The organism is Streptomyces sp. CLV115 (assembly GCF_038448545.1).
Taxonomy (GTDB): Bacteria; Actinomycetota; Actinomycetes; order Streptomycetales; family Streptomycetaceae; genus Streptomyces; species Streptomyces sanglieri.
In genome coordinates, this window is sequence record NZ_JBCEWQ010000072.1 from 19,836 (window position 1) to 42,745 (window position 22,910).

Consider the following 22,910-nt stretch of genomic DNA (forward strand, 5'->3'; position numbering starts at 1 on the left):
TTACCGGCTGTGGACCCAGGAGCGGACCATGAACGTTGTGACCCCGATCGGCGGCGACAGCGTGGCGGACCGTACCTGGCCCGGCGTGCTGAACCCCCTGCTGCGCGGTGAGGACCTCACCGCCGACGACACCGCGTGGGCGATGGACCGCATCATGCGCGGTGAGGCGAGCGATGTGCAGATCGCCGGATTCGCGGTCGCCCTGCGCGCCAAGGGCGAGACGATCGACGAGGTCTCCGGCCTGGTGCGGGCGATGTACGAGCACGCCAACACCATCCACGTACCCGGCCGCACGGTCGACATCGTCGGCACCGGCGGCGACCTCGCCAAAACAGTGAACATCTCCACCATGTCGGCGGTCGTCATCGCCGGCACCGGCGCCAAGGTCGTCAAGCACGGCAACCGCGCCTCCTCTTCCGCGAGCGGTTCCTCCGACGTGCTGGAGAAGCTGGGCGTCAACCTGGACCTCAGCGCGCAGCGGGTCGCCGAGGTCGCCGAGGAGGCGGGCATCACCTTCTGCTTCGCGGTGAAGTTCCACCCCGCCCTGCGGTACGTCGCCAGGGCCCGCAAGGAGCTCGGCACGCCGACCACGTTCAACATCCTCGGACCGCTCACCAACCCGGCCCAGGTGCGCTCCCAGGCCGTCGGTGTCGCCGACCTGAGGATGGCGCCCATCGTCGCCGGTGTCCTGGCCGAGCGCGGCAATTCGGCGCTGGTCTTCCGGGGCGACGACGGCCTGGACGAGCTGACCACGACCGCGACCTCGCGGGTCTGGGTGGTCCGGGACGGAGCGGTGCGCGAGGAGACGTTCGACCCGCGCGACGTCGGCCTGGAGCTGGTGCCCGTCCAGGCCCTGCGCGGCGCGGACGCCTCGTACAACGCCGATGTGGCCCGGCGGGTGCTGGCCGGCGAGCGGGGGCCCGCCCGGGACGCCGTGCTGCTCAACTCGGCGGCGGCGCTGACGGCTCTCGACCCGACGGACGGCACGCTGAACGAGCAGCTCGCGGCCGGGATCGCGAAGGCCGCCGAGTCCATCGACTCCGGTGCGGCGGCGCGGGCGCTGGAGCGCTGGGTGGCGGCCAGCAACGCCTGAGCCTGCCGGGTGACCTCTGATCGGGCGGACGAAGGCCACCCGGCAGGCTCTGAAACGGGCGCAGATGTGGCGCGGGGCGCAGTCCGGATCCTGGACTGCGCCTTGCGCGTCTTCGTACATATGGCAAGATGCTGGGCAGGTCATGAGTGACAGCGACTACGGCCCCGGCCCGCTGTCCGGCAACCCTCCGTCCGTGGCGGGGTGCCCCGGGTGAAGACCAGGCCGTAGGCAGCGAGGTCTGCGGCAAGCGCGGGCCCCTCGGCATCTGTGAATGCCAACCCCCGGGGTCCTGGTCCCCAGGGAGTCTCTTGTGAGCACGCGAATGCGATAGGGCCCTCGGCCCTCTTCCGCACACCCTTCTTCACCTTTCCCGCTGCGCTGCCGCGTACTCGCCGGCGCATGCGATTCGCCTGCCTCTTACGGGAGTTCGCCATGTCTGTCTTCACCGCTGCCGCCGACCAGTCGCTTTGTGCCCCTCTGCCTGTTCTGGGCAAGGATGTGACGGTTCCGCTGGTCACGGGCGGTGAGGTCAGCTATGCCGCGCTCGACTACGCCGCCAGCGCCCCCGCCCTCCAGCGGGTCTGGGACGACGTCGCCGCGTACGCCCCGTACTACGGCAGCGTCCACCGCGGGGCCGGGTACCTCTCGCAGCTCTCCACGGACCTCTTCGAGAACAGCCGCGCCACCGTCGCGGAGTTCCTCGGCTGCCGCGCCGGTGACCAGGTGATCTTCACCCGCTCGACCACCGACTCGCTGAATCTGCTGGCCTCGGTGGTCCCGGCCGGCTGCCAGGTCTTCGTCTACGAGACCGAGCACCACGCCTCGCTGCTGCCGTGGCGCGACGCCCGGGTGACCTACCTGAACGCCCCGCGCACCCCGGCCCAGGCCGTCGAGACGCTGGAGCGGGCGCTCGCGGAGCGCGACCCCTACGGCCCCGCGCTGGTCTGCGTCACCGGCGCCTCCAACGTCACCGGCGAGCTGTGGCCGGTGAAGGAGCTGGCCGCCGCCGCGCACGCGCACGGCGCCCGGATCGTGCTGGACGCCGCCCAGCTCGCCCCGCACCACCCCGTCGACATCGCCGAGCTGGACGTGGACTGGGTCGCCTTCTCCGGGCACAAGCTGTACGCGCCCTTCGGCTCGGGCGTGCTGGCCGGCCGGGCCGACTGGCTCCAGGAGGCCGAGCCCTACCTCGCGGGCGGTGGCGCCTCGCGCAAGGTCGCCCGTCGCACCGACGGCGGGGTGGACGTCGAGTGGCACTCCACCGCCGCACGTCACGAGGCCGGTTCCCCCAACGTCATCGGCGTGTACTCCATCGCCGCCGCCTGCAAGGCGCTCACCGAGGCGGGCTTCGACAATCTGGTCGCCCGGGAGCAGCACCTCGTCGCCGCGGTCCGGGCCGGCCTGGCCGAGGTCCCCGAGGTGAAGGTGCTCTCGCTGTTCGGCGACGACGCCCCGCGGGTCGGCGTCATCTCGTTCGTGGTGGAGGGCTGGAACAGCTCGCACTTCGCCGCCGCGCTCTCCGCCGAGTACGGCATCGGTGTCCGCGACGGACTGTTCTGCGCCCACCCGCTGGTCCGCACCCTGCTGGGCAGCGACCCGCAGGAGGTCGGCGAGTGCGGTGCGCCGGAGGCCGAGCCGGGGGAGCGCTCACTGAACGCGATCCGGGTCAGCTTCGGCGCCGGTACGCCGGACGAGCACATCGAGCGGTTCCTGCGCGCGGTCAAGGAACTGGTCGGCAAGGGCGCCCGGTGGAAGTACCGCACCGAGGACGGCCGCTGCGTCCCGGACCGGGGTGCGGTGGCGCAGCTCTGAGGCCGGCGGGCGGCCCGGGGGCACACAGCACTTCGGCGGGGGTGGTGAGGTGCGTGCCTACGCGTCGAGGCCGATGGCGAAGGCGGCCTCCAGGTCGTGCTGGGAGTAGGTACGGAACGCCACATGGGTGTCGGTGGCCTCGACGCCGGGGATCTTGCTGATCCGGCCGGGGATGACGTCGGCGAGATCGTCGTGCTTGGGCACCCGGACCATGGCGATCAGGTCGTACGTACCGGTGACCGAGAAGACCTCGCTGACACTGTCCAGCGCGGCGATGGCCTCGGCGATCTCGGGAATCCGGTCCACGCTGGTTTTGATGAGCACGATCGCGGTGATCACGGCTGGCTTTCTCCCTCGGTGGCCGTGGCTGGTCCCTTCACTCTATCCGTACGCCGGTAACGCCCCCAGGCGTAGAGAAAGCCGAGGGCGAAGCCCACCACATGGGCCAGATAGGCCACGCCCGGCCCCCCGCTGCCCGCGCCCTGGACGGCCAGCCACTGGAGGGCGAACCAGAAGACCAGCACGATCCAGGCGGGGAAGCGCAGCGGCAGGAAGAAGAGGAACGGGAACAGGCTGGTGACCCGGGCCCTGGGGAACAGGTACAGGAACGCCCCGAGCACCGCCGAGATCGCCCCCGAGGCCCCCACCAGCGTCTGGTCGGACGTGGCGTGCGCGGCCGCGTAGGCCACCAGTGCGAGGTAGCCGGAGATCACGTAGAAGAAGGTGAACCCGATGCGGCCCATGCGCTGCTCGGTCATCGCCCCGAACACGTACAGGAAGAGCACGTTGCCGAGCAGATGCAGCCAGCTGCCGTGCACGAACAGGGCGGTGAGCGGGGTGAGCAGGGCGTGCGCGGAGCCGTCCCACAGCTCGCTGGGGATCACGCCCCAGCGTTCGAAGTACCCGGCCTGGGCGGCGAGCAGGGCGTCGGCGGTGCCGGGGACCGGGTTGAAGCCGGACAGCGGGCTGATCACGAAGACCAGGGAGCAGACCGCGATCAGGGCATGGGTCACCAGCGGGCCGCCGGAGGTGACCGTCCGTAGCAGCCCGCCGGTCAGCCTGCCGGTCACAGCTCGCCGATCGATCATGAACAGAGCATGACGCAAGCGGAGGGAACGGGACAGACCGCCTCGCCGTGTCGGGGGGACACGGTGAGGCCGTAGGGTTACGACAGGACATCCGCAGTTCGACGGCGCACCGCGAGATCCTTGAAGCAAGGCAGCACGAGGCTCGACGAAAGAGGACGCAACGATGACGACGGTTCCCCAGCCGACCGACGGGACTCGCTGGCGCTGCACGCTCTGCGGAAATCTCACGCGCTTCGACGTGACCCGCTCCTCGAAGGTCGTCGAATACGTCCATCTCGACCTGGCCGGTGAGTCCAGCGTCGAGGAACGCGAGGTGGTCAGTGAGACCATCGAGTCGGTGCGCTGCCGTTGGTGCAACGCGGTGGACCAGATCGAACTGGTGGACAGGCCGGGTGCCGACTCCTGACGGAGCCGCGCCCACAGACATTTGGGGTGACGGATGGTGGAGCAGCCCGCTAGCGGCGCCGAGTCGGCCGGGGCGGCCGACGACGCCGTCGAGGCGCTCGACCGCCCGCTGCCCGAAGGCGTACGGCGGCGGGTCGTCGCGCTGGTCTCGGACGCCTTCGGCGGCCTGACGGTCACCGAACTCCCGGCCCAGCTGCGGCAGTACGCCCGCTTCACCCCGACCCGGCGGGCCAAGTTCGCCGGGAACGCCATGGCGGCCGCCCTGGAGAGCGACTCGCTGTTCCGGCAGCGCATCGGCGAGCGGCTCAAGGAGGGCCAGCCGGAGCTGGCCGGTGCCCTGGAGGCCGGGGCGCCGCCGGCCGCCGCCGACCCCGTCGACGTGGCTGCCGCGGCCTATGTGCTGCGCCCGGCGGGCTGGGTCAAGCTGGTCGCCGCCGCCGGTGAGGAGGTCCAGCGCGCGGACGCCGAGCGCGCCGACGAGGAGAGCCGCCGCGAGCTGGAGCGGCTGCGCGAGGAGCTGGTCCGGGCCCGCTCCCAGACGAAGGCCGAGACGGAGCGGCTGCGCGTCGAGCTGGATGCCGCCCGCAAGGAGGCCGAATCCCTCCAGCGCAAGCTGCGCAGTGCCGTCAGCGAGGTCAAGCGCGGCGAGGCCGCGCTGCGCCGCAGCCGTGCCGAGACCGACACCGTACGGTCCGAGGCGGCCGCCCAGGTCTCCGCAGCCGAGAGCGAGAGCCGTCGGCTCAAGGCGCGGCTCGGCGAGGCCGAGGCGTCCGTGGAGGCGGGCCGCCGGGCCGCCAGGGAGGGTCGCTCGGTCGAGGACATGCGGCTGCGGCTGCTGCTGGACACGGTGCTCGACGCGGCGAGCGGGCTCCGCCGCGAACTGGCCCTGCCACCCTCCTCGATGCGTCCGGCGGACAGCGTCGACGCGGTCGAGCCGGGGCGGATGTCGCCCAAGGACATTGCCGCCAGGGCTCTTTCGGACACCGACCCGGCCCTGCTCGACCAGCTGCTCGCGCTGCCGCAGGCGCATCTGATCATCGACGGCTACAACGTCACCAAGACCGGCTATCCGCAGTTGCCGCTGGAGAAGCAGCGGTTGCGGCTGCTGGGCGGGCTCTCGATGCTCGCCGCGCAGACCGGCGCGGAGACGACCTGCGTCTTCGACGGTGCCGAGCTGGCGGCCCCGGTGCTGCTCGCACCGCCGCGCGGGGTCCGGGTGCTGTTCAGCAAGCCCGGGGTGACCGCCGACGAACTCATCCGTCAGCTGGCGCGCGCCGAACCGCCGGGCAGGCCGGTCGTGGTGGTCTCCACCGACCGCGAAGTGGCCGACGGAGTCGCCAAGGCAGGCGCCCGGCCCGTTGCGTCCGTCTTGCTCCTGAAGCGCCTTTCGCGCGTCTAGCGCCACTTGCCGGTTCTCGGGGGAATTCGGGGAACGGACCGTCAAGTCACCGCTACACCCCGTGCGTCGTGGGTAAAGAAGTGCGGTCCGTGACGAGATTTTTCCGGCGAGGATTTGAACTGATCACAAGATGGTCACTAGGGTCAGGCCTCGAACCTTCGCACGGTTGATCACCCATCCGGGGTGACGGTGAAGGCACCGCCGAGTCCGTGACGTGCACGGAGCCGGGGATTCACATCCCCCACAGCCCGGTAGGCGGCTCGAGGAAGAAGGAGCTCGCCTCCGTGGCGTCCCACCGTCGTCCCAAGCAGCCGAGCCGCGCTCGTGTGACCGTGCTCACCGCAACCGCCGCCGCAGCCGTCGCCCTGTCCTCCCAGGCGGCCCAGGCCGACCCGAAGCCCTCCAAGAGCGAGGTCAAGGCGAAGGTCGAGAAGCTCGGCCACGAGGCCGGCGAGGCCAACGAGCAGTACTACGGCGCCAAGGAGAAGCAGCAGAAGCTGGAGAAGGAAGTCGGCGCGCTGCAGGACAAGGTGGCCCGCGGCCAGCAGGAGATCAACACGCTCCGCAACGGCCTCGGTTCGCTCGCCGCCGCGCAGTACCGCTCCGGCGGCATCGACCCGTCGGTGCAGCTCTTCCTCTCGTCCAACCCGGACACCTTCCTCGACGAGGCCTCGGCCCTCGACCAGTTGACGGCCAAGCAGACCGAGACCCTGGGGAAGATCCAGGAGAAGCAGCGGTCCCTCGCGCAGGAGCGCAAGGAGGCCCAGGACAAGCTCGGTGACCTCGCGGACGTCCGCAAGACGCTCGGCGAGAAGAAGAAGAAGCTCCAGAGCAAGCTCGGCGAGGCCCAGCGCCTGCTCAACTCGATGACCGCCGCCGAGCGCGAGAAGATGCGCGAGGACCAGCAGCGCGCCAGCCGCTCCGCGGGCGACCGCGTCGACCTGGGCAACGAACTCCCCGCCTCCGCCTGGGGTGCCGCGGCCCTGAACGCCGCCAAGACCCAGGTGGGCAAGCCGTACCAGCGCGGTGGCACCGGCCCCAGCGCCTTCGACTGCTCCGGGCTGACCCAGTGGGCCTACGCCCAGGCCAACGTCCAGATCTCCCGGGTCACGTACACCCAGGTCAACGACGGTGTCCGGATCGGGCGCAGCGCGCTGAAGCCGGGCGACCTGGTCTTCTTCAACAACACCTCGCACGTGGGTCTCTACGCGGGCAACAACACCGTTCTGCACGCCCCGTACACGGGCACGGTCGTGCGCTTCGAGTCGATGAACACCATGGGCAGCTTCCAGTTCGGCGTGCGCGTCGGCTGACGACGCCCGAACGGGCGAATTCCCGCGCCCGCGCCGACAGTCCGCCCCGCCGGAGACCACAGGTCACCGGCGGGGCGCCGTCGTTTCTGCCGGACTTGCTCCCGGCGCGGTCTTTGGCCGCTCCGTGATCGTCCGACTACTGTCTGCCTGCCGTGCAGCTCCCGGTCGTCGGTCCGCCCGCCCCGGGCGGCAGGGGCTGCGCGCGTCTGCGTACAGCGGAAGGGAGTGCGGCGTCCTGTGGTGTCCCATCGCCGTTCCACACAGTCCGGCCTCAATCTGAGCGTCCGGGCCACCGTTCTGTCCGCCGCGGCGGCGACCGCGGCCGCCACCCTCGGCGCGGCCACCGCGAACGCCGACCCGCAGGACGCGCCGAGGACCGCCAAGGCCCGCGTCGACCGGCTGTACACCGAGGCGGAGCGGGCCACCGAGCAGTACAACGCGGCCGGTGAGAACATCGGCCGGCTGCGCGGCGAGGTCGACCGGGCCCAGGACCGGGCGGCCCGCGGCCAGGAGCAGGTCAACCGGATGCGTACGGTGCTCGGTTCGGCGGCGAGCGCGCAGTACCGCTCCGGTGGCATCGACCCCTCGCTCGCTCTGCTGCTCTCCTCCGACCCGGACAGCTACCTCGACCGGGCGGCCGTGCTGGAGCGCCTGACCGGCCTTCAGGCCGCCGAGCTGCGGGAGCTCCAGCAGGTCCAGCGCGGGCTGACGCAGACCCGGGCGGAGGCGGCCCGCGCGCTGGCCGAGCTGGAGCGCAGCCGGGCCGACGCCACCCGTCACAAACGGACCGTCGAGCGCAAGCTCGCCGAGGCCAGGAAGCTGCTGGGCGCGCTGTCCGGCGCCGACCGGGCGGAGTTCGAGCGGGCCTCGCGTTCCGGCCGGGACGCCGGGTACCCGGCCATGGCCGGTCTCCCGGCCGGCTCCGCGCGGGCGGCGGCCGCCGTCGTGGCGGTCCGGCAGGCGCTCGGCCGCCCGTACGTCTGGGGGGCCAACGGACCGGCCGGATTCGACTGTTCCGGGCTGATGCAGTGGGCGTACGCCCGGGCCGGGGTCAGCCTGCCCCGCACCTCGCAGGCCCAGCGGTACGCGGGACACATGGTGCCGCTCTCCGCGGCCCGCCCCGGCGACCTGGTCGTCTACCGCGCGGACGCGAGCCATGTGGCGATGTACGTCGGCAACGGACAGGTGATCCACGCCCCGTACCCCGGGGCCCCGGTGCGTTACGACCCCGTCGGGATGATGCCCGTCTCGTCGGTCACCCGCGTCTGACCGTACCCTCGATCGGGTGCGGCGGCGGCGGGGACGGAATGGCGGGCGACGGGCGGCGGGAGCGCTGCTCGCGGGAGCGCTGCTCGTCTCCGGCTGCGCGGCCCCCGACGACGGCGCCGCCCCCGGATCCACCACCCGGGCCGTCCGCGCCACGCTGGACCGCCGGGCCGCCGCCGTGCTGGACCACGACACGGACGCCTACCTCGCCACCACGGATCCCGGGGCCACCGCGCTGCGCGCGGCCCAGCGCCGGGAGCTCGGCAACCTCGCCGACGTACCGCTCGGCTCCTGGACGTACCGGCTGCGCGACGTGACCGCCCAGGGCACCGACCGGGCCACCGCCGACGTCGAGCTGCGCTACCGGATCAAGGGCTACGACGCGGCGCCGGTCACCGCGGACCGGGTGCTCGCCCTGAAGCGGGACCGGGCGGCCGGCCGCTGGTACGTCGTCGGCGACCGGGCGGTCGGGGACGGTGCCGAACTCTGGCAGCAGGGCGACGTCCGGGTGGTGCGCGGGCAGCACAGCCTGGTGCTCGGCGTCGGCCGCTCGGACCGGGAGCTGAACCGGATCGCCCGGACCGCGGACCGCGCGGTGCCCGCCGTCTCGGCCGCCTGGCCGGAGCGCTGGGCGGGCCGCGTGGTGGTGCTCGTGCCGAGGACGGTACGGGACATGGCGGGGCTGCTGGGGGCGGCGGACGCGGACTACCGGGGGATCGCCGCCGTCACCACGGGGCGGACCGGCGGCACGGGCCGGGCCCCGGCGGACCGGGTGATCGTCAACCCGCAGGCGTACGGCACCCTCGGCGCCTTCGGGCAGCGGGTCGTGCTCACCCACGAGACCACCCATGTCGCCACCCGCGCCCGCACCTCCGCCGCGACCCCGACCTGGCTCTCCGAGGGCTTCGCCGACCGGGCGGCCTACCTCCGCGAGGGCCGCACCGCCGCACAGATCGCGCCCGGACTCGCGGATGCCGTCGCACGCGGCGAGCTGCCGGCCGGGCTCCCCACCGACGAGGACTTCGGCTTCGCGGGCGACCCCGCGCGCCTGGCGAGGGCGTACGAGGGCGCCTGGGCGGCCTGCGAGCTGATCGCCGACCACTGGGGCGAGAAGAAGCTGTTCGCCTTCTACCGGGCCGTCGGAGGGCACCGGGGACGGGACGGAGCGGTGGAGCAGGCCATGCACGAGGTGCTCGACACGACTCCCGAGGACTTCACCGCGCTCTGGCGCGACCACCTGCGCACCACGCTCGGCTGAACGGCCGGGCGGCTCAGGCCTCGACCGGCTCCGCCGCCCGGCCGAGGCCGGACCGGGCGGCCGGACCGCCCTCGCGCGCCGCCCCGGTGACCGTCTGCCGCCACAGCCGGCGGCAGGCGATCAGCGTCGCCGCGACCAGCAGGCCGTTGCGCAGGAACATCAGCGTCACGCCCGTCGCGTCGCTGGTCACCACATGCACGAACCCCAGCGGGAACTCCCACTGGGTGACGCCCGTCGCCACCAGCACCAGACCGGCCGGCAGCACCATCCGGCTGTCCCGGAACACCAGGCAGACCGCCGCCAGACCGACCAGCCACAGCATGTACTGGGGGCTGATCACCCGGCTCGTCGTCGTGAACAGCAGCACCGCCGCGAACGCCGCGTCCGCCGGGGTGCTCATGCCGAACTCACGGGCCCGCAGCCGCCACAGCAGCAGCCAGCCGAACGCCAGGACCGACAGACCGAGGGCGAGCGTGCTCACCAGCGGCACGTGCGGGCCCAGGAACTCCAGGGAGCCGTAGTGCAGTTCCACCCGGCCCTGCCAGCCGAACTGCCGCGCCACATGGAAGACCAGCGCCCCCAGCGACTCGACCTCGGTGCCCCGGTCGCGCTGGAACCCCAGGAAGGCCAGCGCCCCCGGCATCGCCAGGGTGCACACCACCAGCAGCCCGGCCGCCGTCACCGCCGCGGCCGTCCACGCCAGCCGCGTCCGCCGCCCGCGCGCCGTACCGGCCAGGATCAGCGCCGGCCACACCTTCAGCAGCGCGCCGACGGCGGCCAGCGCCCCCAGCACCCGCGGATGCCGCAGCCCGGCCAGCAGCGCCGCCACCGCGACCGCCGTGACCATCACGTCGTAGCGGGCGTACGCGGTCGTGCCGAGCAGCGGCACCCCCGCCACCCACACCCAGGCGCCGGCCGGCCACCGGCCGTCCCCCCGGCCCGCGTACAGCAGCAGCCCCAGCACCAGCAGGTCGCAGACGAACGCGAGGACGAAGAAGGCCGAGGCGTAGTCCAGGAACGGCAGCAGCGCGGGGGAGAGGACGGCGAGCGCGGCCAGCGGCGGGTACTGCCAGGTGACGTCGGACTGCGGATACGTACCGGTCTTCAGGACCTCGGACCAGCCGTGGTAGATCACCGAGACATCGCTGGTCACGTCCGGTCCGGGCAGCGTGATCACCTTGGTGACGCAGAGCAGCAGCGCGACCCTGGTCAGGGCCCACACCGCGACAGCGAGCCGCGCGCCGGTCGATCCCGTCATGACGGCCTCATCCGTTCTGGTCGGGGGGTACCCGGTGGGTACTGGCCGGGTACGAGGAGCCATGATGCCCGCCCGGGGCGCGCGAGAGCCATCGGGCCGGGCTGCCGGTACTGTCGGCCGGGATGGACAAGACCCTGATCGTGACCAACGACTTCCCGCCCCGCCCCGGCGGCATCCAGGCATTCCTGCACAACATGGCGCTGCGCCTGGATCCCGCACAGGTCGTCGTGTACGCCTCCACCTGGAAGCGGACCCCCGAAGGCCGCGCGGCCACCGCCGCCTTCGACGCCGAGCAGCCCTTCACCGTCGTGCGCGACCCCGTCACGATGCTGCTGCCCACCCCCCGGGTCACCCGGCGCGCGGTGCGGCTGCTGCGCGAGCACGGCTGCACCTCCGTCTGGTTCGGTGCCGCCGCCCCGCTCGGGCTGATGGCACCGGCGCTGCGCAGGGCCGGCGCCCGCCGCCTGGTCGCCACGACCCACGGGCACGAGGCGGGATGGGCACAGCTGCCCGCGGCCCGGCAGCTGCTGCGGCGGATCGGCGAGGGCACGGACACGATCACGTACCTGGGGGAGTACACCCGCTCCCGGATCGCCCCCGCGCTCACCCCCGGGGCCGCGGCGCGGATGGTCCAACTGCCGCCCGGCGTCGACGAGAAGACCTTCCACCCGGACTCGGGCGGGGACCGGACCAGGGCCGGGCTCGGCCTCTCGGACCGGCCGGTCGTCGTCTGTGTGTCCCGGCTCGTGCCGCGCAAGGGCCAGGACACGCTGATCCTCGCGATGCCCGCGATCCTGGCGCAGGTGCCGGACGCGGTGCTCCTGATCGTCGGCGGCGGACCGTACGACAAGGAGCTGAGGCGGCTGGCCGAGGAGACCGGGGTCGGGGAGTCCGTGCGGTTCACCGGACCGGTGCCCTGGGAGGAGCTGCCCGCCCACTACGGCGCGGGCGACGTCTTCGCCATGCCGTGCCGCACCCGGCGCGGCGGCCTCGACGTGGAGGGGCTCGGCATCGTCTTCCTGGAGGCCTCCGCGACCGGTCTGCCGGTGGTGGCGGGCGACTCGGGCGGCGCGCCCGACGCGGTGCTCGACGGCGAGACCGGGTGGGTGGTGCGCGGCGGCAGCGCCGAGGAGTCGGCCGACCGGATCGTCACGCTGCTGCGCGACCCGGAGCTGCGGCAGCGGATGGGGGAGCGGGGGCGGGCCTGGGTCGAGGAGAAGTGGCGCTGGGACCTGCTCGCCGAGCGGCTGCGGGCGCTGCTCTGAGCCACGTACGCGAGAGGGCCCGCACACGCCGTGCGGGCCCTCTCGCAGGTACGTCCCGGTCGTCAGCCCCGGTAGATCGACTCGATCTCGTCCGCGAAGTCCTTCGCCACCACGTTCCGCTTCAGCTTCAGCGACGGCGTGATGTGGCCCGCCTCCTCGGTGAACTGCGAGTCCAGGATGCGGAACTTGCGCACCGACTCCGCCTTGGACACGGCCGCGTTCCCGTCGTCCACCGCCCGCTGCACCTCGGCCAGCAGCTCCGGGTCCTCGCGCAGCGACACCGCCGACGAACCGGCCGGCTTGCCGTGCTCCGCGGCCCAGCGGCCCAGGAACTCCTCGTCCAGGGTGACCAGCGCGCCCACGAACGGCCGTCCGTCGCCGACCACCATGCACTCGGCGACCAGGGCGTGCCCGCGGATCCGGTCCTCGATCACCGCGGGAGCGACGTTCTTGCCGCCCGCCGTGACGATGATCTCCTTCTTGCGGCCGGTGATCGCGAGATAGCCGTCCTCGTCCAGCGTGCCGATGTCGCCGGTGTGGAACCAGCCGTCGGCCAGCGCTTCGGCCGTCGCCGCCTCGTTGTTCCAGTAACCGGTGAACAGGTGCTCGCCGTGCAGCAGCACCTCGCCGTCGTCGGCGATCCGCACCACCGAACCGGGCAGCGGCTGGCCGACCGTACCGATCTTCTGCCGGTCCCACGGGTTGAAGGCGGTGGCCGCGCACGTCTCGGTCAGGCCGTAGCCCTCCAGGACGGTGAAGCCGATGCCGCGGTAGAAGTGGCCGAGCCGCTCGCCCAGCGGCGCGCCGCCGGAGATCGCGTACTCGCCGCGCCCGCCGAGCACCGCGCGCAGCTTGCCGTAGACCAGCCGGTCGAAGACCTTGTGCTTCAGCTTCAGGCCCAGCGGGGGGCCCTGAGGGGTACCCAGCGCGCGGCTGTAGGCGATCGCCGTGTTCGCGGCCTTGTCGAAGATCTTCCCCTTGCCGTCGGCCTGCGCCCTGGCGCGCGCCGCGTTGTACACCTTCTCGAAGACCCGCGGCACACCGAGGATCAACGTCGGCCGGAACGAGGCCAGTTCATCGGTGAGGTGCTTGATGTCCGGTACGCAGCCGAGCTTGATCGGGGCCATCACCGCGGCCACCTCGACCAGCCGCCCGAAGACGTGCGCGGCGGGCAGGAAGAGCAGAACGGAGCACTCACCGGTACGGAAGAGCGGCTTCAGCCGCTCCACCACGTTGCCGCACTCGGCGAAGAAGCTGCGGTGCGTGAGCACACAGCCCTTGGGGCGGCCGGTGGTGCCCGAGGTGTAGACGATGGTGGCCGGGTCGTCCGCCTTGGCGCTCGTCGTCCGCAGGTCCAGCGTCTCGTCCGAGACGTCCTCCCCGATCGCCGTCAGCCCGCGGATCGCGTCGTCCTCGATCTGCCAGATGCCCTTCAGGGCCGGCAGATCGGCCTGGACGGAGACCACGGAGGCCTGGTGCGCCTCGGACTCCACCAGGCACAGGGTGGCACCGGAGTCACCGAGGATCCACTGGATCTGCTCGGGCGAACTGGTCTCGTACACCGGGACGGTGACCGCGCCGGCGCTCCAGATCGCGAAGTCCAGCAGTACCCACTCGTAACGGGTGCGCGAGAGCAGGGCCACCCGGTCACCGGCGTCGACGCCCGCAGCGATCAGCCCTTTGGCGACGCCTCTGACCTCGGCCAGGAACTGCGCGGCGTTCACATCGGTCCACGCGCCCCCCACCTTGCGGCTCATCACCGCGACATCGGGATGCTGAGCGGCATTGCGGCGGATGAGATCCGTCAGGTTGCCGTCCGAGGGGACCTCGTACAGGGCCGGAAGGCTGAACTCGCGCAAGACTGCTGCTCCTCATCGGGCTCCGGTGCCACGGCTCTGTGTGACGCACCGGCTGCGGTCCAAGATTGGCAGGTGCTCAGTGGGGTGAGCACGACTGGACTGCCCGGACGTTACCCACCAGTACTCGGTTCCCGATAGGGGGTTCCGGCCAGATGTCTTACGCGTCACACATCACGGTGATCCTTGGGCGCACAGTAGTCCACCCGTATGACCGGGCGAAGATTTTCGCAGGTCCGGCGGCCTCTACCCAGGTGACCGGGAGGGTCCTAGGGTGATCGTCATGCGAGCCGGACCGGACAGCACCAGACAGCGCACGCGTATCCATGTGGTCAGCGACGTGCACGGCAACACCGAGGCGCTGGCCCGCGCCGGGGACGGCGCCGACGCGCTGGTCTGCCTCGGTGACCTGGTGCTCTTCCTCGACTACGCCGACCACTCGCGCGGCATCTTCCCCGACCTCTTCGGAGTGGAGAACGCCGACCGGATCGTCGCGCTGCGCACCGCGCGCCGCTTCGAGGAGGCCCGCGAGTTCGGCCGGGGCCTGTGGGCGGGCCGGGACCGCAACGCGGCGATCGTCTCGGCGGTGCGCAAGCAGTACGCCGAGCTCTTCGCGGCCTTCCCCACCCCGACGTACGCCACCTACGGCAACGTCGACATCCCCGGCCTGTGGTCCGAGTATGCGCATCCCGGCACCACCGTCCTGGACGGCGAACGGGCCGAGATCGGCGGCCGCGTCTTCGGCTTCGTCGGCGGCGGGCTGAAGACCCCCATGAAGACCCCGTACGAGATCGGCGACGAGGAGTACGCGGCGAAGATCGAGGCGCTCGGCCCGGTCGACGTGCTCTGCACCCACATCCCGCCCGATGTGCCGGAGCTGACGTACGACACGGTGGCGCGCCGCTTCGAACGCGGCAGCCGGGCCCTGCTGGACGCCATACGCCGGACCCGCCCCCGGTACGCCCTGTTCGGCCACGTCCACCAGCCGCTGGTGCGCCGGATGCGGATCGGCGCCACCGAATGTGTGAACGTCGGCCACTTCGCGTCCACCGGCAGGCCCTGGTCCCTGGAGTGGTGACCACACCGGCGCCGGACCCTGGAACGAGGCGCCGCGCACACGCGATAGCCTTCTGACGGCAGGCATCTGCCGACGCACCGGTACACCGCACTGGAGGAGCCACGGCGATGGCTGAACACACCAGCTCGAGCATCACGATCGAGGCGGCACCGGCCGACGTCATGGGAGTGATCGCCGACTTCGCCCGCTACCCGGAGTGGACCGGTGAGGTCAAGGAGGCCGAGGTCCTGGCCGAGGACGACCGCGGCCGCGCCGAGAAGGTCCGGCTCGTCCTCGACGCCGGAGCGATCAAGGACGACCACACCCTCGCCTACACCTGGATCGGCGACTACGAGGTCAGCTGGACCCTCGTCAAGTCCCAGATGCTGCGCGCCATCGACGGCTCCTACGCACTGGCCCCGCTCGGCGACGGCGACCGCACCGAGGTCACCTACCGGCTCACCGTCGACGTCAAGATCCCGATGCTCGGCATGATCAAGCGCAAGGCCGAGAAGGTCATCATCGACCGGGCCCTGGCCGGACTGAAGAAGCGCGTCGAGTCCGTCCCGAAGGCCTGACCCGGATGCGTACGGTCCTCGTCACCGGTCCCGGCGGCGCCGGCCGTACCACCGTCGCGGCGGCGACCGCGCTGGCCGCCGCCCGCCGGGGCCGGCGCACCCTGCTGCTGACCGCCGACGGCATACCCGGCTTCCCCGAGGACACCGAGCCCACCGAGGTCACCGACGGGCTGTGGTCCGCCCGCATCGACTCCGGCGAGCACTTCCGCGGCGAACTCCTCGCCCTCCAGGACCAGGCCTCCGTCGTACTGGACCTGCTCGGCGGGAACCGGCTGGACGGCGAGGAGCTGACCGAGCTCCCCGGCAGCACCCAGCTCGCCCTGCTGCACAGCCTGCGCCGCGCCGCCGAGGGCGACTGGTCGCGGGCCGGCCACGACCTCCTCGTCGTCGACCTGCCACCCCTGCGCGAAGCACTCGCCCTGCTCGCCCTCCCCGAACAGCTGCGCCGCTATCTGCGCCGGCTGCTCCCCCCGGAACGCCAGGCCGCCCGCGCCCTGCGCCCGATGCTCGCCCAGCTCGCCGGTGTGCCCATGCCCGCCCAGTGGCTGTACGAGGCGGCCGCCCGCAGGGACGCCGAGCTGGCCGCCGTGCAGACCCTGATCGAGGCCCGCGACACCACGGTCCGGCTGGTCGCGGAGCCCGGCCCCGCCGCCGAGGACGCCCTGCGCACCGCCCGCACCGGCCTCGCCCTGCACGGGCTGCGGGTCGACGCCCTCGCGGTCAACCGGGTGCTGCCCAGGCACTCGGCCGACCCCTGGTTCGCGGAGCTCGCCGCCCAGCAGGAGAAGACCGTCGACCACTGGTACGAGGAGTGGGCGCCCGACGCCGCGCTGCGCGAGGTGCCCCACCTCGGCCGCGACCCGCGCGGCCCCGACGACCTCGCCCGCCTCGACACCGCGGCCGACGCCTCCCGCGCGGACGGCGGACTCGCCGCGGGACTGGAGGGCCGGGGCCCCGGCCGGGCCGACGACCCCTGGTGGGTGGAGAGCCCCGACAGCCCGGACGGCCTCGACGGGCTGCTGCCCGGCGCCCGGATCGTGACCACCGGCCCGCCGTCCGGCGACGGCGACCCGGTCCTCGTCTGGTGCCTGCCGCTGCCCGGCGCCGCCAAGAAGGACCTCCAGCTGGTCCGCCGCGGCGACGAACTGCTGCTCACCGTCGGCCCGTTCCACCGGATCGTCCCGCTGGAGTCCGGACTGCGCCGCTGCACCGTCTCCGGCGCCGCCCTCACCGACGGGGTGCTCCGGGTCCGGTTCACGCCGGACCCCGGGCTGTGGCCGAGGACGGGCTGAACGGCGCGTCGCGCTTCGGGTAACGTCGGTAGTACGTGCCCCGTATGCCGGGCCGCCGGCACACCACGTCGCAGGAGTCCGCCATGAGCGATGCCACCGATCGTCCCGTCGACGACGACGCGTGGGCGAAGGCCTGCGCCGAGGACCTCGAAGCGGAGAAGGCCCGCCGCCGGGCCCAGCACGGCCCGCCGCCCGGCTCCGCCGCCGAGGAACTGCGCAAGCTGGTCGACGCCGTGGCCGACAAGTTCTCGTCCCTCCAGTCGCCGCTGTTCGGCGCGGCGGCCCAGGGCACCGTGCAGCAGATCATCAAGCAGGCGAAGTCCGCGGTCGAGCCCGTCATCGAGCGCAACCCGGACGTCTTCGACCACATCGCCGCGGCCGGCGGCGAACTCCTCGCCGCCTACCGTTCCGCCGTCGAGGGCCAGGAACGCCGCTGGACCCAGGGCGCCCAGGACCCCGCCGGCCCCGAGAAGAAGGCCGACAACCCCTCCGACCCCCGTGACGAGGGCCCCGCCGCGGGCGAACACATCGACCTGGACTGACCGGGCGCCGAAAGGGCCGGGCCCCCGGCTCGGGTACGGTTGGCCTCAGCGGGGCTCGACCGGAACTGAGGGATTCATGGGACTCACCATCGGCGTCGATATCGGCGGCACGAAGATCGCGGCTGGAGTGGTCGACGAAGAGGGCCGGATCCTCTCGACGCACAAGGTGCCGACCCCGCCGACGGCCGAAGGCATCGTCGACGCCATCGCCTCGGCCGTGTCCGGTGCGAGCGAGGGCCGTCGGATCGAGGCCGTCGGCATCGGCGCCGCCGGATACGTCGACGACAAGCGCGCCACCGTGCTCTTCGCGCCGAACATCAACTGGCGGCACGAGCCGCTGAAGGACAAGGTCGAACAGCGCGTCGGCCTTCCCGTCGTCGTCGAGAACGACGCCAACGCCGCCGCCTGGGGCGAGTACCGCTTCGGTGCCGGCCAGGGCCACGACGACGTCATCTGCATCACGCTCGGCACCGGCCTCGGCGGCGGCATCATCATCGGCAACAAGCTGCGCCGCGGACGCTTCGGCGTGGCCGCCGAGTTCGGCCACATCCGGGTCGTCCCGGACGGTCTGCTCTGCGGCTGCGGCAGCCAGGGCTGCTGGGAGCAGTACGCGTCCGGACGCGCACTCGTCCGGTACGCCAAGCAGCGCGCCAACGCCACCCCGGAGAACGCCACGATCCTGCTGTCGCTCGGCGACGGCACGGTGGACGGCATCGAGGGCAAGCACATCAGCCAGGCCGCCCGGCAGGGCGACCCGGTGTCGGTCGACTCGTTCCGCGAGCTGGCCCGCTGGGCCGGCGCCGGACTGGCCGACCTCGCCTCGCTCTTCGACCCGTCCGCGTTCATCGTCGGCGGCGGTGTTTCGGACGAGGGCGAGCTGGTGCTCGACCCGATCCGCAAGTCGTTCCGGCGCTGGCTGATCGGTGGCGAATGGCGCCCGCACGCCCAGGTCCTCGCGGCCCAACTGGGCGGCGAGGCCGGTCTGGTGGGCGCGGCCGACCTCGCCCGCCAGGGCTGAGCCGGCCGGACCGCAGCGAACCCGGACGCCCGTCGCGCCCTTGTGGCAGCGGCGGGCGTCCGTCGTATCGTGAGGCGCATGGTCCTGACGCCACTGCCCGACTCCCGTACCGAGCCGGACGGTTCGGCCGTCATCAGAGTGCTCAGCTACAACATCCGGTCGATGCGCGACGACCGCGAGGCGCTGGCCCGCGTCATCACCGCCTGCGCCCCCGACCTCGTCCTCGTCCAGGAAGCGCCGCGGTTCTTCCGCTGGCGCAAGCGCGCGGCCTGGCTCGCGGCCCGTACCGACCTGGTCGTGCTCGGCGGCGGTGCCACGGCGTCCGGGCCGCTGCTGCTCTGCTCGCTGCGGGCCACCGTGGAGCGGACGCAGGACGTGCTGCTGCCACTCACCCCAGGGCTGCACCGCAGGGGCTTCGCCACCTCGGTGGTACGGATCGCGGGCGCCCGGATCGGACTGCTGAGCTTCCATCTCAGCCTGCAACGGGACGAACGCCTGGCCCAGGCCGAGATGCTGCTGGAGCGGCTGGACGACATGGGCGTCGAGCACGCGATCGCGGCCGGTGACCTCAACGACGTACCGACCGGGGGCGCGTTCCGGCGGCTGGCCGGGCGGCTCCAGGACTGCTGGGCGGTCCGGCCGTGGGGCGAGGAGCACACCTACTCGCCGGACCACCCGCGACGGCGCATCGACGCGATCTTCGCGACGGAGGGGATCGAGGTGCTCGGCTGCGGAGTCCCCGCCGGGCTGCCCGGGGTCACCGAGGCGGACCTGCGGGCGGCCACCGACCACCTGCCGGTACTGGCGGTGCTACGGGTGCCCGCGATGCTGCCCTGACACCCGTGCTCCGCCCCCGTCTCAGACGACCGCCCCGCGCCCGGGGTCGTCGCCGTCCTCGTCGTCGTCGTTCATCCGCGCCACCAGCGTGACGAAACCGCCCAGGAAGCCGCCGACGCAGACCGTCGTCAGCCACCAGGTCATGTCCCACCGCAGCAGCACCGCGATCAGCATCAGCACCGGACCGCCGACGACCGCGAGCCAGGCGAACTTCGCCGTGACATCGGCCTCCGGCAGTGGCGGCGGCTCCGGGGGGACGAAATGCCCCTCGTCGCTGCCGTCCGGATCGTCGTCCTTCGGCTCCGCGACCTCGTAGTCGCGCGGACCCATGACTCCGGGCGCGAAGACCACCGAGCTGCCGAGCGGCTTCTCCGGCGGCTTCGCGGACTTCGTACCGATCCCCTTGTCCGGATCCAGGACGGGCTGGTCGTCCTCCGGCAGCGCCAGATCCTCGATCGACCTGAACGGCCTGGCGCCCGGCGGGTCCGGCGGCTCCTCGCCGTACCCGGCGACGATCGCCTGCCACGCGGCGTCCTCGTCGACCGGTGGCTCGGACCGGGTGCCGTCGGCGCCCGGTGCCGCCTGCTGTGCCGCGCCGTCCTGCGGGCCCGTGCCGTCGTCGGGCACGGCCGCTCCCTCCGCGGGGAGAGGCTCGCGCTCCTCCTCGCTGCCCGCGCGCTCCGCGTCGTGCTCAGCCACCTGACGTGCTCCCCTTCTTTCCGACGCTCGGGGCGAGGCGGCCGATGAACCGGTAGCTCTCGTCGAAGATCCGCTCCGCATCGTGGTCCAACGTCGCGACGTGGTAGCTCTGTTCCAGCAGGATCTCCTCGACGTCCGTCGACGACACCCGGCTGAGGATGCGGGCCGAGTCGGCCGGCGGCACCACGTGGTCCTGCGGGCTGTGCAGCAGCACCAGCGGCTGGGTGACCTGGGGGAGCTCGGCGTCGACCAGACGGAAGAACTTCCGCAGCGAATGCGCCGCGTGCAGCGGCACCCGGTCGTACCCCACCTCGTCGGACCCGGCCAGGGCGATGTCGCTCGCCAGCCCCTTCGTCGTCCGCACCAGATGGCGGGCGACCGGCAGCGCGTACGCCGACAGGCCGTGCACCTTGTTGGCCGGGTTGACCAGCACCAGGCCGCTGATCGCGTCCCCGTGCTTCGCCGCCAGCCGCAGCGTCAGCGCGCCGCCCATGGACAGCCCGAAGACGAAGACCTGGGCGCACCGCTCCAGCAGGGCGCGCAGCTCCCGGTCCACCTCCGCGTACCAGTCCTGCCAGCCGGTGAGCTGCATGTCCTCCCAGCGGGTGCCGTGCCCCGGCAGCAGGGGCAGCGAGACGGTGAGCCCGCGCTCCGCCAGGTGTTCGGCCCAGGGGCGCAGCGACTGCGGGGAACCGGTGAATCCGTGACAGAGGAGGACGCCGACCTCTCCGCCCTCGTGGCGGAACGGCTCGGCTCCGGGAAGGACCGGCACCGGGGTCTCCTGTTCGTGAGGCTCGCGGGGGAGCGAAAGGGGGGAGTGCAGAGGATTACTTCACCGTACGCGACCGGGCCGACACCGACCAGGGCCGTCACCGACACCGACCAGGGCCGTCACCCGCTGCGGCCGCCGCAGCGGCTCCGTGCCGGGCGGGAGCGCGGGCGCCCCACGGGTTAAGGTCTGTCGGACAGCACACAGGAGGCACCCGAGTTGATCTACGGCGCAATGAAGTTCTCCATCGGCGGCTCACTGAAGCTCGCCTTCCGGCCATGGGTGGAGGGCCTGGAGAACATCCCCGCGCAGGGACCGGCGATCCTCGCGAGCAATCATCTGTCGTTCTCCGACTCCTTCTTCCTGCCGGCCGTCCTGGACCGCAAGGTCACCTTCATCGCCAAGTCCGAGTACTTCACCGCCCCCGGAGTGAAGGGCAAGCTGACCGCCGCCTTCTTCAAGGGCGTCGGCCAGCTCCCGGTGGACCGCTCGGGCGCCCGCGGCGCCGGTGAGGCGGCCATCAAGGCGGGCATCGAGGTCATCGAGAGCGGCGGCCTCTTCGGCATCTACCCGGAGGGCACCCGCTCGCCCGACGGCCGTCTCTACCGGGGCAAGCCCGGCGGGCTGGCCAGGGTGGCGCTGGCCACCGGGGCGCCCGTCATCCCCGTCGCGATGATCGACACGGAGAAGATCCAGCCGCCCGGCCAGGTGATGCCCAAGCTGATGCGCCCCGGGATCAGGATCGGCAAGCCGCTCGACTTCAGCCGCTACCACGGCATGGACGGGGACCGCTTCATCCTGCGCTCGGTCACCGACGAGGTGATGTACGAGATCATGAAGCTCTCCGGCCAGGAGTACGTCGACATCTACGCGACGGCGGCCAAGCGGCAGATCGCGGACGAGGCCAAGCGCCGCGCCGAGGCGGAGAAGCACAAGGGCACCGGGTCCGCGACGCAGGGGTGAGGGAACGGTACGGCGCGTGAACGCGTCCGTTCCGTCCAGGGGGTGGGGTTTGTGGCCAGGCGCGAGCGGGTCGTACGCATGTCGGTCGAGCAGCCGCTGTGGAGTGCGCTGACCGCGTATCGCATCCTGACGATGCTGTACGCGGTACTGCTCGCCGTCTTCGGCCGGGAGAAGTACGACCGGCCGTGGGTGGCCGTCGCCTTCCTGGCGGTGCTGGTGGTCTGGACGCTCGCCACCCTCCCGAAGGTCTCGAACGCCACCGCCTGCACCAAACGCTTCCTCGGCGCCGATCTGACCGTCGCGCTCACCGGCATACTCCTCACCCCGCTCGCCGACTTCGAGGCCCAGCAGATGGACGGCCCGACGCTGCCGTCGATCTGGACCGCGGGCTCCGTGCTGGCCTTCGCGATCAAGGGCGGCTGGCGCTGGGCGGCCTTCGCGTCGAGCTTCGTCGCCGTCGCCAACATCGTCGAGCGCGGTCATCCCAGCCGGGACACCTTCCACAACGTGCTGCTGGTCTGGGTCGCCTCCATCGCCATCGGGTACGTCATCGAGGTGGCCAGGGCCAGTGAGCGCACCCTGGCCCGCGCCCTGGAGATCGAGGCCGCCACCCGCGAGCGGGAACGGCTGGCCCGGGACATCCACGACAGCGTGCTCCAGGTCCTGGCGATGGTGCAGCGCCGGGGCACCGCGATCGGCGGGGAGGCGGCCGAACTGGGCCGGATGGCCGGGGAACAGGAGGTCGCCCTGCGCACCCTGGTCTCCAGCGGTCTCGTGCCCACCACCCGGGTCTCCGAGGACGCCGCCGAGGGCGCGGTGGTCCGCAGCGTCGAGGTCGACGACGAACCGTCCGAACAGGCCGACCGCGACCTGCGCGCGCTGCTCGCCCCGCACGCCGGATCCCGGGTCAGCTTCGCGGAGCCGGGCGCTCCGGTGCTGCTGGCCGCCGCGGCCGCGACGGAGCTGGCGGCCGCTGTCAGTGCCGCCCTGGACAATGTCAGGGTCCACGCGGGGGAGAATGCCCAGGCATGGATCCTCGTCGAGGACTGGCCGGACGAGGTGATCGTGACGGTCCGGGACGACGGCCCCGGAATCCCGGACGGGCGGCTCGCCCAGGCCGAGGGGGAGGGGCGGATGGGGGT

General features: G+C 72.5%; 22 protein-coding genes and 1 riboswitch. Of the genes, 16 read left to right on the plus strand and 6 right to left on the minus strand.

The window, feature by feature from the left end:
* Nucleotides 1-28 precede the first annotated feature (28 nt).
* Together trpD and AADR41_RS23795 are read left to right on the plus strand one after the other, a co-directional pair.
* Nucleotides 29-1,093, plus strand: coding sequence for an anthranilate phosphoribosyltransferase (gene trpD / locus AADR41_RS23790; protein WP_342283415.1), 1,065 nt, complete (start codon nt 29-31; stop codon nt 1,091-1,093).
* Nucleotides 1,094-1,231: 138 nt separating this feature from the next.
* Nucleotides 1,232-1,349, plus strand: a riboswitch (SAM riboswitch).
* 176 nt (nt 1,350-1,525) lie between these two features.
* Entirely contained in the window at nt 1,526-2,905 is a 1,380-nt protein-coding gene (locus AADR41_RS23795) for an aminotransferase class V-fold PLP-dependent enzyme (RefSeq protein WP_342283416.1), read from the plus strand.
* A gap of 57 nt (nt 2,906-2,962) precedes the next feature.
* Here AADR41_RS23795 and AADR41_RS23800 read toward each other — a convergent pair whose 3' ends face one another.
* Both AADR41_RS23800 and AADR41_RS23805 read right to left on the minus strand, forming a co-directional pair.
* Nucleotides 2,963-3,244: an Lrp/AsnC family transcriptional regulator gene (locus tag AADR41_RS23800; RefSeq protein ID WP_124718123.1), complete on the minus strand. Its 282-nt coding sequence runs from the start codon at nt 3,242-3,244 to the stop codon at nt 2,963-2,965.
* Nucleotides 3,241-3,993 carry a rhomboid family intramembrane serine protease gene (locus AADR41_RS23805; RefSeq protein WP_342283417.1) on the minus strand — a complete coding sequence of 251 codons (753 nt, stop codon included), beginning with the start codon at nt 3,991-3,993 and terminating at the stop codon, nt 3,241-3,243. The genes AADR41_RS23800 and AADR41_RS23805 overlap by 4 nt, the downstream gene beginning before the upstream one ends.
* Nucleotides 3,994-4,156: 163 nt before the next feature.
* Between AADR41_RS23805 and AADR41_RS23810 the strand changes: the two genes are divergently transcribed.
* The 5 genes from AADR41_RS23810 to AADR41_RS23830 all read left to right on the plus strand — a co-directional run bounded on the left by AADR41_RS23810 (nt 4,157) and on the right by AADR41_RS23830 (nt 9,634).
* Entirely contained in the window at nt 4,157-4,399 is a 243-nt protein-coding gene (locus AADR41_RS23810) for a hypothetical protein (RefSeq protein ID WP_014156692.1), read from the plus strand.
* 36 nt (nt 4,400-4,435) lie between these two features.
* Entirely contained in the window at nt 4,436-5,797 is a 1,362-nt protein-coding gene (locus tag AADR41_RS23815) for an NYN domain-containing protein (RefSeq protein ID WP_342283418.1), read from the plus strand.
* Nucleotides 5,798-6,081: 284 nt separating this feature from the next.
* The gene (locus AADR41_RS23820) at nt 6,082-7,110 is read left to right on the plus strand and encodes a C40 family peptidase (protein ID WP_342283419.1); all 1,029 of its coding nucleotides are present in this window, start codon (nt 6,082-6,084) and stop codon (nt 7,108-7,110) included.
* Between the two features lie 237 nt (nt 7,111-7,347).
* Nucleotides 7,348-8,379 (plus strand): C40 family peptidase, encoded by a 1,032-nt coding sequence (locus AADR41_RS23825; protein ID WP_342283420.1) that lies wholly within the window; start codon nt 7,348-7,350, stop codon nt 8,377-8,379.
* A gap of 16 nt (nt 8,380-8,395) precedes the next feature.
* A complete protein-coding gene (locus tag AADR41_RS23830) occupies nt 8,396-9,634 on the plus strand; it encodes a hypothetical protein (RefSeq protein WP_342283421.1) in 1,239 nt (412 codons plus the stop codon).
* A gap of 13 nt (nt 9,635-9,647) precedes the next feature.
* Here AADR41_RS23830 and AADR41_RS23835 read toward each other — a convergent pair whose 3' ends face one another.
* A complete protein-coding gene (locus tag AADR41_RS23835) occupies nt 9,648-10,892 on the minus strand; it encodes a glycosyltransferase family 87 protein (RefSeq protein ID WP_342283422.1) in 1,245 nt (414 codons plus the stop codon).
* 122 nt (nt 10,893-11,014) lie between these two features.
* Here AADR41_RS23835 and AADR41_RS23840 point away from each other — a divergent pair, with 122 nt between their 5' ends.
* Nucleotides 11,015-12,157 carry a glycosyltransferase family 4 protein gene (locus AADR41_RS23840; RefSeq protein ID WP_342283423.1) on the plus strand — a complete coding sequence of 381 codons (1,143 nt, stop codon included), beginning with the start codon at nt 11,015-11,017 and terminating at the stop codon, nt 12,155-12,157.
* A gap of 62 nt (nt 12,158-12,219) precedes the next feature.
* Here the strand turns inward: AADR41_RS23840 and AADR41_RS23845 are convergent, their stop codons facing one another.
* The gene (locus tag AADR41_RS23845) at nt 12,220-14,016 is read right to left on the minus strand and encodes an AMP-dependent synthetase/ligase (protein ID WP_342283424.1); all 1,797 of its coding nucleotides are present in this window, start codon (nt 14,014-14,016) and stop codon (nt 12,220-12,222) included.
* A gap of 280 nt (nt 14,017-14,296) precedes the next feature.
* Here AADR41_RS23845 and AADR41_RS23850 point away from each other — a divergent pair, with 280 nt between their 5' ends.
* The 6 genes from AADR41_RS23850 (at nt 14,297) to AADR41_RS23875 (ending at nt 19,337) form a co-directional block, all read left to right on the plus strand.
* Nucleotides 14,297-15,091: a metallophosphoesterase family protein gene (locus AADR41_RS23850; RefSeq protein ID WP_342283425.1), complete on the plus strand. Its 795-nt coding sequence runs from the start codon at nt 14,297-14,299 to the stop codon at nt 15,089-15,091.
* A gap of 107 nt (nt 15,092-15,198) precedes the next feature.
* The gene (locus AADR41_RS23855; protein WP_342283426.1) at nt 15,199-15,648 is read left to right on the plus strand and encodes an SRPBCC family protein; all 450 of its coding nucleotides are present in this window, start codon (nt 15,199-15,201) and stop codon (nt 15,646-15,648) included.
* Between the two features lie 5 nt (nt 15,649-15,653).
* Nucleotides 15,654-16,940, plus strand: coding sequence for an ArsA family ATPase (locus tag AADR41_RS23860; protein ID WP_342283427.1), 1,287 nt, complete (start codon nt 15,654-15,656; stop codon nt 16,938-16,940).
* An 83-nt stretch (nt 16,941-17,023) separates the two neighbouring features.
* Nucleotides 17,024-17,482 carry a DUF5304 domain-containing protein gene (locus tag AADR41_RS23865; protein ID WP_342283428.1) on the plus strand — a complete coding sequence of 153 codons (459 nt, stop codon included), beginning with the start codon at nt 17,024-17,026 and terminating at the stop codon, nt 17,480-17,482.
* Nucleotides 17,483-17,558: 76 nt separating this feature from the next.
* Nucleotides 17,559-18,500: an ROK family glucokinase gene (locus tag AADR41_RS23870; protein WP_342283429.1), complete on the plus strand. Its 942-nt coding sequence runs from the start codon at nt 17,559-17,561 to the stop codon at nt 18,498-18,500.
* Between the two features lie 78 nt (nt 18,501-18,578).
* Nucleotides 18,579-19,337, plus strand: coding sequence for an endonuclease/exonuclease/phosphatase family protein (locus AADR41_RS23875; RefSeq protein ID WP_342283430.1), 759 nt, complete (start codon nt 18,579-18,581; stop codon nt 19,335-19,337).
* 21 nt (nt 19,338-19,358) lie between these two features.
* Here the strand turns inward: AADR41_RS23875 and AADR41_RS23880 are convergent, their stop codons facing one another.
* Nucleotides 19,359-20,036 (minus strand): hypothetical protein, encoded by a 678-nt coding sequence (locus tag AADR41_RS23880; RefSeq protein ID WP_342283431.1) that lies wholly within the window; start codon nt 20,034-20,036, stop codon nt 19,359-19,361.
* A complete protein-coding gene (locus AADR41_RS23885; protein ID WP_342283432.1) occupies nt 20,029-20,808 on the minus strand; it encodes an alpha/beta hydrolase in 780 nt (259 codons plus the stop codon). The genes AADR41_RS23880 and AADR41_RS23885 overlap by 8 nt, the downstream gene beginning before the upstream one ends.
* Before the next feature lie 216 nt (nt 20,809-21,024).
* Between AADR41_RS23885 and AADR41_RS23890 the strand changes: the two genes are divergently transcribed.
* Both AADR41_RS23890 and macS read left to right on the plus strand, forming a co-directional pair.
* Nucleotides 21,025-21,768 carry a lysophospholipid acyltransferase family protein gene (locus AADR41_RS23890; RefSeq protein WP_342283433.1) on the plus strand — a complete coding sequence of 248 codons (744 nt, stop codon included), beginning with the start codon at nt 21,025-21,027 and terminating at the stop codon, nt 21,766-21,768.
* A gap of 51 nt (nt 21,769-21,819) precedes the next feature.
* A partial coding sequence (macS, locus tag AADR41_RS23895) for a MacS family sensor histidine kinase (protein ID WP_342283434.1) occupies nt 21,820-22,910 on the plus strand: 1,091 nt, incomplete at its 3' end.